Genomic DNA, 8562 nt, shown 5'->3' with positions numbered 1-8562 from the left:
GAGCCCCACGGTGTCCTCCTCCAGACGGACCGTGGCGACGTGCGGCAGACGCTCCGACCACCGGTTCGCCTCGTTGATGAAGGCGAACACGTCCTTGGCGGACCCGTCGACGTGGACGGTGTCCTCGAACGAGAACGTCAACTCGGCGTCGGCGTATTCGCGTTCCGCGTTCTCCTTCAGCGCCGCGAGTTCCGCGACGGCGCTCCGGTCGATCTCGGCGCTGATCCGGTCCAGGGCCCCGGGGTCGTCGTCGGCGGCCCGGAACTCGTGCAGCAGCCGTACTCGGGACGCGTTCTCGTCGAGCGGTTCGACGAGCCAGGCGCCGCCGAGGCCGGCGACGGGAGCCGTGGTGACCAGATGCTGGAAGTTGACCCGCAGCTTGGCGGGTTCGACGATCCGGCGCAGCGGACGGCAGCGAGGTTCGCCCGCCGCGGTCGGTGCGGTCTCCCAGATCGTCAGCCGCTCCTCGCCCTCGGGAGCCTCCTCGTACTCGACGTGGATGACCGAGGGGAAGATCCGCGGCCAGTTCCCCACCTCGGCGATCAGCCGGTGGACGGTGTCCGCCGGGACCGCGATGGTGATCTCGTGCGCGACTTGGCGCATGCCCGGGTGTTCCATGCGTGCTGTCTCCTCGTCCTGGTGTGGCGCGCGGGGGGCGGGACGGGAACGGGAACGTGACGGACAGAAAAGCCGCTGCCGGGTGGGGATTCCCGGCAGCGGCCAGCCAGTGGGGATGGGAACGCGCCCGTGCGTCCGCGTCCGTGCGCGATCTGTCAAACGTGCTTCTGTCGGGCGTGCCTCTGCTGAGGGTGTTTCACGTGAAACAACGTGCAGACCCGGTGACGGGCCGGCCGCCGCCCGACCGGTCGGCCCGCCACCGGGTGGCTCACTCGCCCGCGGAGCGGGTGTGGACGACCTGGTAGGTGTTCTCGTCCTGCCAGGTCTGGAGCGCGGCGACGCGGGCGTCGACCTTCTGGCGCTCCGGGGAGCGCTCGCCCTGGGGCACGGAGCGGAAGGCGTCGTACGCCTCCTTGCCGTCCCACTGGGAGTAGACGACGACGAACTTGCCCTCGATGCCGCGGGCGCGCAGGCCGCGCAGCACCGTGTGGGTGCGGTAGCCGGGAACGTCGACCAGCCACGTCTGGGACTCGCCCAGGGCGTCGATCAGGTCCTCCTGGTTCTCCGGCAGCACGCCGAACAGCTCGATGGCCGTGTAGTCGTCGCGGGACGGGGAGATCTCGGTGACGCCGCCCAGTTCCGGCTTCTGCTGCGTGAAGGCGATCTCGTTCTGGAGCAGACGGATCGAGGTGGTGATCTCACCGAAGAGCGGGAGGGTGCGGTGCTTGAACTCCTCACCGGCGTAACGGCTCTCCAGGTCCTCGGTGCTGCGCCACTGGATGAAGTTGGCCGTTCCCGGCTTGTCCTGCCCGGCGTGGACCGTGCTGGATATCCAGCCCTCGTAGGCCGCCGTGTCGACGATCTGGCGCATCGCGGCGAGCAGCTTGACCTGCTTCTCGGCGGCGTCGGTCGAGAACAGGTTGAGAACGGTCAGGTGCTGACCATCGGCTGCGATCTTCGGCATTCTCTCGTCTCTTCCGTTCGAGGAAATGGGAGTGCGAATGAAGGTGCGGGTGGAGCTACGAATGGAGCTACGAATGCAGCATGGCAAGAAGATCTGCCCATGTGAAAGGGTCGGCACTTCAGGATTGGCGGCGCTTTTGTCAATTGTTTGAGTGCGGTGTCAGATCTTTCTCAACTTCGTCAGGGCTGTGAAAAGCGGCCTTGGTTGCCGATTGGCGCGGGCGCCATGCTCGGGTAATGCAGCCAGGCCCGGAAGTATTAGAGATATCCACTCTCCTTGACCGGTACCTCATCGGTCTCGACGACGACGAACTCGACGACGCGTGGGCGCGGGCGCTCTTCACGAAGGACGCCCTGGTCGAGTTCCCCATGAGCCGGCACGAGGGCCTCGACGGACTCGCCGGATACCACCGTGACGCGCTGGCGGCCTTCGCCGCCACCCAGCACCTCGGCTCGCCCGCGGTCGTCGACCTCGACGACGCCGGTGAGCGGGCCGTGCTGCGCGCCAACCTCGTCTCGACGCATGCGCACCACCCCGGTGCGGCGGACGAGCCCCTGTTCCAGGTCGGCACCCTCGCGACCGGCGAAGCCCGCCGCGCCGCGGAGGGCTGGCGGCTCTCCTCCCTGACCTTCCGCGTGCTGTGGACCCGCGGCACCCCGCCCCGACCCCGGGAGCCCCAATGACGACGCTGGCGGCGGCCAGTCCCCAGGACATGAAACTCGCGATCATGCTTGCCGACATCGGCGTGGTGCTCGTGGCCGGCGCCGCACTCGGCCGGCTCGCGCAGAAGATGCGTCAGCCGATGGTGGTCGGCGAGATCACCGCGGGCATCCTGCTCGGCCCGAGCGTCCTCGGCCTGCTGCCGGGGAACCTCACCGAGCGCCTCTTCCCCGCCGACGTAAGGCCGTTGCTGTCCGCGGTCTCCCAGGTCGGTCTGATCCTGTTCATGTTCGTGGTCGGCTGGGAGTTCGAGAAGCGCCTGATCAGGCCGCACGCCCGGCTCGCCGCGGGCGTCTCGCTCTCGTCGATCGCGATGGCCTTCGGCCTGGGTGTGGCGCTGGCCCCCTTCCTTTACGACGAGCACTCCACGGTGGCCGGACACCACATCTCCTTCGTCGCGTTCGCCACCTTCATCGGCACCGCGATGTCGGTGACCGCCTTCCCCGTGCTGGCGCGGATCCTCACCGAGAACAAGCTCCTGGACACCCGGGCCGGTTCGCTCTCGCTGGCCAGCGCCGCCATCGACGACCTGCTCGCCTGGTGCCTGCTGGCCTATGTCTCGGCCCTGGTCACGGCGAACGGGAACTACTCCGACCTCGGTCGCATCGGCCTGTACAGCGCGGCCTACGTGGCCGGGATGCTGCTGGTCGTACGGCCGCTGGTGGCCCGGCTGGTGTGGCGCTGGGCGGCCACCGAGCGCTGGTCGGCGCTGCTCGCGGTGCTGTGCGCGGGCGCCCTGACCTCGGCCTGGCTGACCACCTGGATCGGCATCCACGCCATCTTCGGGGCCTTCCTGTTCGGGTTCGTGATGCCCCGTGAGCCCGCCATGGTTCTCGCGGAGCATCTGCGCAAGCCCATGGACCACGTCAGCGTCGTGCTGCTCCCGGTCTTCTTCATCGTCACCGGGCTCGGCGTGGACCTCGGTTCGCTCACCGCCGGTGACTTCGTCGCGCTCGTCGCGATCATCGTCGTGGCCTGCGCCGGCAAGCTGGTCGGCGCCATCCTTCCGGCGCGGCTGGCCGGGTTCTCCTGGCGTGAGTCGAAGGACCTGGGGCTGCTGATGAACACCCGGGGTCTGACCGAACTCATCATCCTCAACGCGGCCGTCAGCCTGGGCGTGCTCGACACCCGCATGTTCACGATGCTCGTGATCATGGCGCTCGTCACGACGGCGATGGCGGGACCGCTGCTGTCCAGGCGCCGCCCGGTGCCGGCCGTCGTGCCCGAGCCGTCCGAGCCGTCCGAGGCCCCGGCTTCGCGCGCCGCCTGATCAGGAACGCCCCCGGCACCCCCGGCACCCCCGTAACCCCGAACCCGGTACTCCCGTAACCCCGAACCCGGTACCCCCGAACCCCCGAACTCCGTAACCGCGTAACTCCGTAACCCCGTATCCGAGAACGAGAGGGCTGTCGTGATCCCCGTTTCGCAAGCCATCCCCGAGCAGCTCGGTCCGGTCGACGGCCGCGCGCTGCGCACCGTGTGCGGACACTTCGCCACCGGTGTCACGGTCATCACCTCGGGCAGCGGCGACAACGCCACGGGCGCCACGGTGAACTCCTTCACCTCGGTCTCCCTGGACCCGGCGCTGGTGCTCATCTGCCTGCACGACGACTCCCGGCTGCTGCCCGTGGTCCAGGAGTCCGGCGGCTTCGTCGTGAACTTCCTGACGCAGCGGCAGGAGCCCGTGGCCTGGGCGTTCGCCGGTCGGCGGACCGCCCGGATCGAGGAGGTGCCGCACCACAGGTCCGTCCTCGACCTGCCGGTGCTCAGCGAGGCGCTCGCGCATCTGGAGTGCCGGCTGGTCACCGAGTACGACGGGGGCGACCACACCATCCTGCTGGGCGAGGTCGTCGGTCTGCGCGCGCCCTCCGAGGCCGAACAGGAGGATCCGCTGATCTTCTTCCAGGGCTCCATGCGGACACCGGCATGGAGCTAGTGGATCTACCCGGCTCAGTGGTGGCGGCTCGGACCCTGCTCCTCCGCCTCGTCGAACTGCTGCCGCGCCTGCTCCACCAGCGGCAGATGGTCGGTCGACCAGTCGAAGAGCGAGGCGAACAGCGGGGCCAGGGTCCGTCCCAGGTCACTGATCTCGTACTCCACCCGGGGCGGCACCTCCGGGTAGTACGTGCGGATCACCAGTCCGTCGCGCTCCAGCTGACGCAGCCGCTGCGTCAGCACCTTCGGCGTGATGGTGCCGATGTTGCGGTGCAGCTCCACGAAGCGCTGGGTGCCGAACGCGTTGAGCGTCCACAGGATCGGCGTGGTCCAACGGCTGAACACGATGTCGAGGACCGGGGCGATCGGGCACCTCTGCGGGGAGCCGACGCCGGCCGCGTGCGCGGCTTCGGGGCCGGCCACGGCGGGCGTAACGCCCTTTGCGGACCGGGTGTCGCTCGTGGGCGTCGTGCTCGTCATACCGACCATCACCTTCCGGGAAGTCACTTTCCTCTAGGTACCTACTTTACCCAGGATGCTAGCTTCCGAGAAGCCAGCAAAGCCAGTACCTCCCTGTACGTCCCCGTCCGAGAATCCTCATGCTCCTAGGGAGTGACATGTCCATCCAAGAGTCCACCCACAGCCCCGCCAAGGCGGCGGGCGAGTCCGGGCCGGCTCGCCGCCCCGGCCTCATCCTGGCCTTCCTCTGCCTGGCCGGCTTCATGACCTTCCTCGACGTGTCGATCGTGAACGTCGCCCTGCCGACCATCGAGGACGAGCTCAACATCTCCACCACCGCTCTCCAGTACGTGGTCACCACCTACGGCATGCTCCTCGGCGGCTTCCTGCTGCTGACCGGCCGGCTCGCCGACACCCTCGGCCGCCGCCGGATGCTGCAGACCGGCCTGCTCCTGTTCGCCGGTTCCTCGCTGCTCGCCGGGGTCTCGCAGAACGCCGCGATGCTGATCGGCGCCCGCGGTGCCCAGGGTCTGGGGGCCGCGTTCATCGCCACCGCCGCGCTCAGCCTGCTGACCAACAACTTCGAAGAGGGCCCGGCCCGCAACAAGGCGCTCGGTGCATGGGGCGCGCTCAGCGGTCTCGCCGCCGTCGCCGGTGTCACCCTCGGCGGTCTGCTCACCGACGGGCCCGGCTGGCGCTGGATCTTCTTCATCAACGTCCCGATCGGCGTCATCGGCGCCCTGGTCGCCCCGATGGTCGTCGGCGAGAGCCGCTCCGCCCAGCGCAGCAAGTCCTTCGACGTCGCCGGTGCGGTCACCCTCACCGCCGGCCTGGTCCTGCTGATCTTCACCCTCGGCCAGACCGTCTCCGACTCCAATGTCCCGACCGGCCGGGTCATCGGCGGGTTCATCCTCTCCGCGATCCTGCTCGTCTCCTTCATCGTCATCGAGCGCCGCGCCAAGGAGCCGCTGATGCCGCTCGGCATCTTCCGCCGCCCCTCGCTGCGCGCCGCCAACGGCATCGCCATCCTGCTGCTCGGCACCTGCGTCACCCTGTTCTTCTTCGCGAGCCTCTTCATGCAGCAGGTCCTGGACTACTCCGCCGTCAAGACCGGCTTCGCGTACGTGCCGCTCGCGGTGCTCACCGCCGTCGGCGCCGGCGTCGCCTCCCAGGTCGTCACCAAGGTCGCCGCCAAGCCCGTCCTGCTGGTAGGCCTCGCGCTCGCCGCGACCGGCATGATGCTGTTGTGGCGTGCCCCGTCCGACGCCTCCTACCTGACGGACGTGCTGCCCGCCTTCGTCCTGATGGGCCTCGGCCTCGGAATGTCCTTCGTCCCGCTGCAGGTCTCCGCGTTCGCGGGGATCGAGGAGCGCGAGTCGGGTCTGGCCGCCGGTCTCATCAACACCGCCCAGGAAGTCGGCGGCGCGCTCGGCCTCGCGGTCGCGGCGACCTACGCCTTCCGCCGGGTCGACGAGCTGACGGCCAAGGCCCACGGTGTTCCCGCCCTGGTCCAGGAGGCCCGTACGACCGTCTTCCACGACGCGTTCCTCGTGGGCGCCTGCTTCGCCGCCGCCGCCTTCGTGGTGACCCTGGTGCTGCTGCCGTTCACCAAGTCCTCCGAGCAGTCCGCGGCCGTCCCCGCGCACGCCTGACGGAGACCAGAGACCGAAGTCGGACGACGGAAGAACGGACCCGGCCATGTCCAAGCCCCTGCCCCTGTCCGCCGCGGCGGAGGAGTTCCTCGCCGAGAACGCCCTGTGCACCCTCACCACCCTTCGCCCGGACGGCACGCCGCACGTCGCGCCCGTACGGTTCACCTGGGACGGTGAGGCGGGCCTGGCCCGGGTGATGACCACGGTGCACCGCCGCAAGTCCCGCAACCTGTTAGCCAGGGCCGGTGGCCGGGCCGCCGTGTGCCAGCTGGTCGGCCCCCGCTGGATCACCCTGGAGGGCCCGGCCACCGTCTCCACCGACCCGCCCCGGGTGGTGGAGGGGATGCGCCGCTACGCCAAGCGGTACTGGTCCCAGCCGCCGCAGCCCCCGGGTCTCGCGGTCATCGAGATCGCGGTCGACCGCGTGATGGGCCTGTACTGAACGGGCTGTACCGAACTCCCGGGGCACATACGGGGCGAGAGGGTGCCGGAAGACACTTCCGGCACCCTCTCGCATGCTCCGCCTGTAGTTGGCCCCCCGTACCCCCCAGTAGCTGCAAGGCCTCTGACGAACTTGTCAGAGTCCTGTATCGGCGGCCATTCAGCTTCCCGGGAGCCCTCGGAATACTGGAGAAAACGCCAGCGGGAGAGGGAATATGGACGCCTTCAATGCCGATGTGATCGTTGCCGGAGCGGGACCCTCGGGCCTCATGCTCGCGGGAGAACTGCGCCTCTCGGGTCTCTCGGTCATCGTGCTCGACCGGCTGGAACAGCCGATGCAGCAGTCCCGTGCGCTGGGATTCTCCGCCCGTACGATCGAGGAATTCGGCCAGCGTGGACTTCTCGATGATTTCGGTCCGCTGGAGACCATACCCGGCGGCCATTTCGGTGGACTCCCCATCGACTACCGCATTGTCGAGGGCGGCAATTTCGGTGTCCGCGGTGTTCCGCAGTCGCGCACCGAGGCCATCATCAACAAGTGGGCCGTGGGTCTGGGCGCCGACATCCGCCGGGGCCACGAGGTCATCGGCCTGACGCAGGACGAGAACGGGGTCCAGGTCGAGGTCGCGGGCCCGGAGGGCGTCGAGACGCTGCGCGCCGCGTACGTCGTCGGCTGTGACGGCGCCCGCTCCACCGTCCGCCACCTGGCCGGGATCGACTTCCCCGGCGTCAGCGCCACCATCGAGATGAAGATGGCGGACGTCGCCGGAGTCCAGCTGCGGCTGCGCCCCACCGGTGAGGTCGGCGAGGCCGGCATGGTCGTGGTCCTGCCGCTCGGCCCGGGCGCCACCCGCGTGGTGGTCTTCGAGCGCGGCGCCGGTGTCCGCCCCACCCAGGAGCCGCCCACCTTCGAGGAGGTGGCCGCCGCCTTCCAGCGGGTGACCGGCGAGGACATCAGCGGTGCCAAGCAGCTGTGGACCAGCTACTTCACCGACGCCAGCCGGCACGCCGCCGAGTACCGCAAGGGCCGGGTCTTCCTCGCGGGCGACGCCGCCCACATCCACCTGCCGATCGGCGCCCAGGGCATCAGCGCGGGCGTCGGCGACGTGGTCAACCTCGGCTGGAAGCTCGCCGCGGCCGTCAAGGGGCACGCCCCGGAGGGCCTGCTCGACACCTACCACTCCGAGCGCCACCCGGTCGGCGCCCGCATCGTCTACAACACCCTGGTCCAGCGCACCCTCTACCTCGGCGGTCCCGAGGCCCAGCCGCTGCGCGACCTGTTCGCCGAACTGGTCCAGATCGAGGACGTACGACGTCACCTCGTCGGCCTGGTCACCGGCCTGGACATCACCTACGGCGCCGTCGAGGGCGGCCACCCGCTGCTCGGCCGCCGGCTGCCCGACCAGGAACTGCTGGTCGGCGACGAGAAGACCACCACGTACGAGCTGCTGCACCAGGGCCGCCCGGTCCTCCTCGACCTGCACGACAACCCGGCGCTGCGCGAGGCCGTGGCCCCCTGGTCCGACCGCGTCGACGTCGTCACCGCCACCCGGCCCGACGCCGCCGCCCCGGCCGCCGACCTCCTCGTACGCCCCGACGGCTACATCGCCTGGGTCGGCGCCGACGGTTCCACGGACGGCCTGACCGACGCGCTCGCCCAGTGGTTCGGCGAGCCCGGCACCGCCGCCTGAACCCCCCGGTCGACCCGACCTGTTGATCCGAATCCCCCCCAGTAGGACGCGCGCCACCCATCCGACCCGTCCGTGAAACGAG

The 8562-nt window shown here is 69.7% G+C and carries 9 protein-coding genes; 6 read left to right on the top strand and 3 right to left on the bottom strand.

Features of this window, described 5'->3' with window-relative positions:
* Both ABZ656_RS36170 and ABZ656_RS36165 read right to left on the bottom strand, forming a co-directional pair.
* Positions 1-618 (bottom strand): SRPBCC family protein (locus ABZ656_RS36170; protein WP_360273731.1); only part of this gene is annotated, 618 nt, incomplete at its 3' end.
* Between the two features lie 268 nt (positions 619-886).
* On the bottom strand, positions 887-1582 hold the full coding sequence (locus tag ABZ656_RS36165; RefSeq protein WP_101399167.1) for an antibiotic biosynthesis monooxygenase: 696 nt from the start codon (positions 1580-1582) through the stop codon (positions 887-889).
* A gap of 236 nt (positions 1583-1818) precedes the next feature.
* On the opposite strand from ABZ656_RS36165, the gene ABZ656_RS36160 reads away from it, so the two are divergent.
* The 3 genes from ABZ656_RS36160 to ABZ656_RS36150 all read left to right on the top strand — a co-directional run bounded on the left by ABZ656_RS36160 (position 1819) and on the right by ABZ656_RS36150 (position 4238).
* A complete protein-coding gene (locus tag ABZ656_RS36160) occupies positions 1819-2265 on the top strand; it encodes a nuclear transport factor 2 family protein (RefSeq protein WP_101399169.1) in 447 nt (148 codons plus the stop codon).
* Complete coding sequence (locus ABZ656_RS36155; RefSeq protein WP_101399171.1) at positions 2262-3572, top strand: cation:proton antiporter; 1311 nt, start codon at positions 2262-2264, stop codon at positions 3570-3572. The genes ABZ656_RS36160 and ABZ656_RS36155 overlap by 4 nt, the downstream gene beginning before the upstream one ends.
* Positions 3573-3713: 141 nt before the next feature.
* On the top strand, positions 3714-4238 hold the full coding sequence (locus ABZ656_RS36150; protein ID WP_235613982.1) for a flavin reductase family protein: 525 nt from the start codon (positions 3714-3716) through the stop codon (positions 4236-4238).
* A 14-nt stretch (positions 4239-4252) separates the two neighbouring features.
* On the opposite strand, the gene ABZ656_RS36145 is transcribed toward ABZ656_RS36150, so the two are convergent.
* Positions 4253-4717 carry a helix-turn-helix domain-containing protein gene (locus tag ABZ656_RS36145; protein WP_101403585.1) on the bottom strand — a complete coding sequence of 155 codons (465 nt, stop codon included), beginning with the start codon at positions 4715-4717 and terminating at the stop codon, positions 4253-4255.
* A gap of 137 nt (positions 4718-4854) precedes the next feature.
* On the opposite strand from ABZ656_RS36145, the gene ABZ656_RS36140 reads away from it, so the two are divergent.
* From ABZ656_RS36140 to ABZ656_RS36130, 3 genes are all read left to right on the top strand, one after another.
* Positions 4855-6348, top strand: coding sequence for an MFS transporter (locus ABZ656_RS36140; protein WP_097285471.1), 1494 nt, complete (start codon positions 4855-4857; stop codon positions 6346-6348).
* Positions 6349-6394: 46 nt separating this feature from the next.
* On the top strand, positions 6395-6790 hold the full coding sequence (locus tag ABZ656_RS36135; protein WP_054237224.1) for a TIGR03618 family F420-dependent PPOX class oxidoreductase: 396 nt from the start codon (positions 6395-6397) through the stop codon (positions 6788-6790).
* A 214-nt stretch (positions 6791-7004) separates the two neighbouring features.
* Positions 7005-8480, top strand: coding sequence for an FAD-dependent monooxygenase (locus tag ABZ656_RS36130; protein WP_101399175.1), 1476 nt, complete (start codon positions 7005-7007; stop codon positions 8478-8480).
* Positions 8481-8562: the final 82 nt, after the last annotated feature.

Source organism: Streptomyces sp. NPDC007095, from assembly GCF_040634475.1.
In the GTDB taxonomy this organism is placed as follows: Bacteria; Actinomycetota; Actinomycetes; order Streptomycetales; family Streptomycetaceae; genus Streptomyces.
This window is presented reverse-complemented; position numbering and strand designations above follow the sequence as displayed.

Excerpts from the sequence above, each read along its gene's own strand:
- ABZ656_RS36145 (WP_101403585.1), bottom strand. The coding sequence starts at position 4,717 with ATGACGAGCACGACGCCCACGAGCGACACCCGGTCCGCAAAGGGCGTT.
- ABZ656_RS36135 (WP_054237224.1), top strand. The coding sequence starts at position 6,395 with ATGTCCAAGCCCCTGCCCCTGTCCGCCGCGGCGGAGGAGTTCCTCGCC.
- ABZ656_RS36130 (WP_101399175.1), top strand. The coding sequence starts at position 7,005 with ATGGACGCCTTCAATGCCGATGTGATCGTTGCCGGAGCGGGACCCTCG.
- ABZ656_RS36140 (WP_097285471.1), top strand. The coding sequence starts at position 4,855 with ATGTCCATCCAAGAGTCCACCCACAGCCCCGCCAAGGCGGCGGGCGAG.
- ABZ656_RS36165 (WP_101399167.1), bottom strand. The coding sequence starts at position 1,582 with ATGCCGAAGATCGCAGCCGATGGTCAGCACCTGACCGTTCTCAACCTG.
- ABZ656_RS36160 (WP_101399169.1), top strand. The coding sequence starts at position 1,819 with ATGCAGCCAGGCCCGGAAGTATTAGAGATATCCACTCTCCTTGACCGG.
- ABZ656_RS36155 (WP_101399171.1), top strand. The coding sequence starts at position 2,262 with ATGACGACGCTGGCGGCGGCCAGTCCCCAGGACATGAAACTCGCGATC.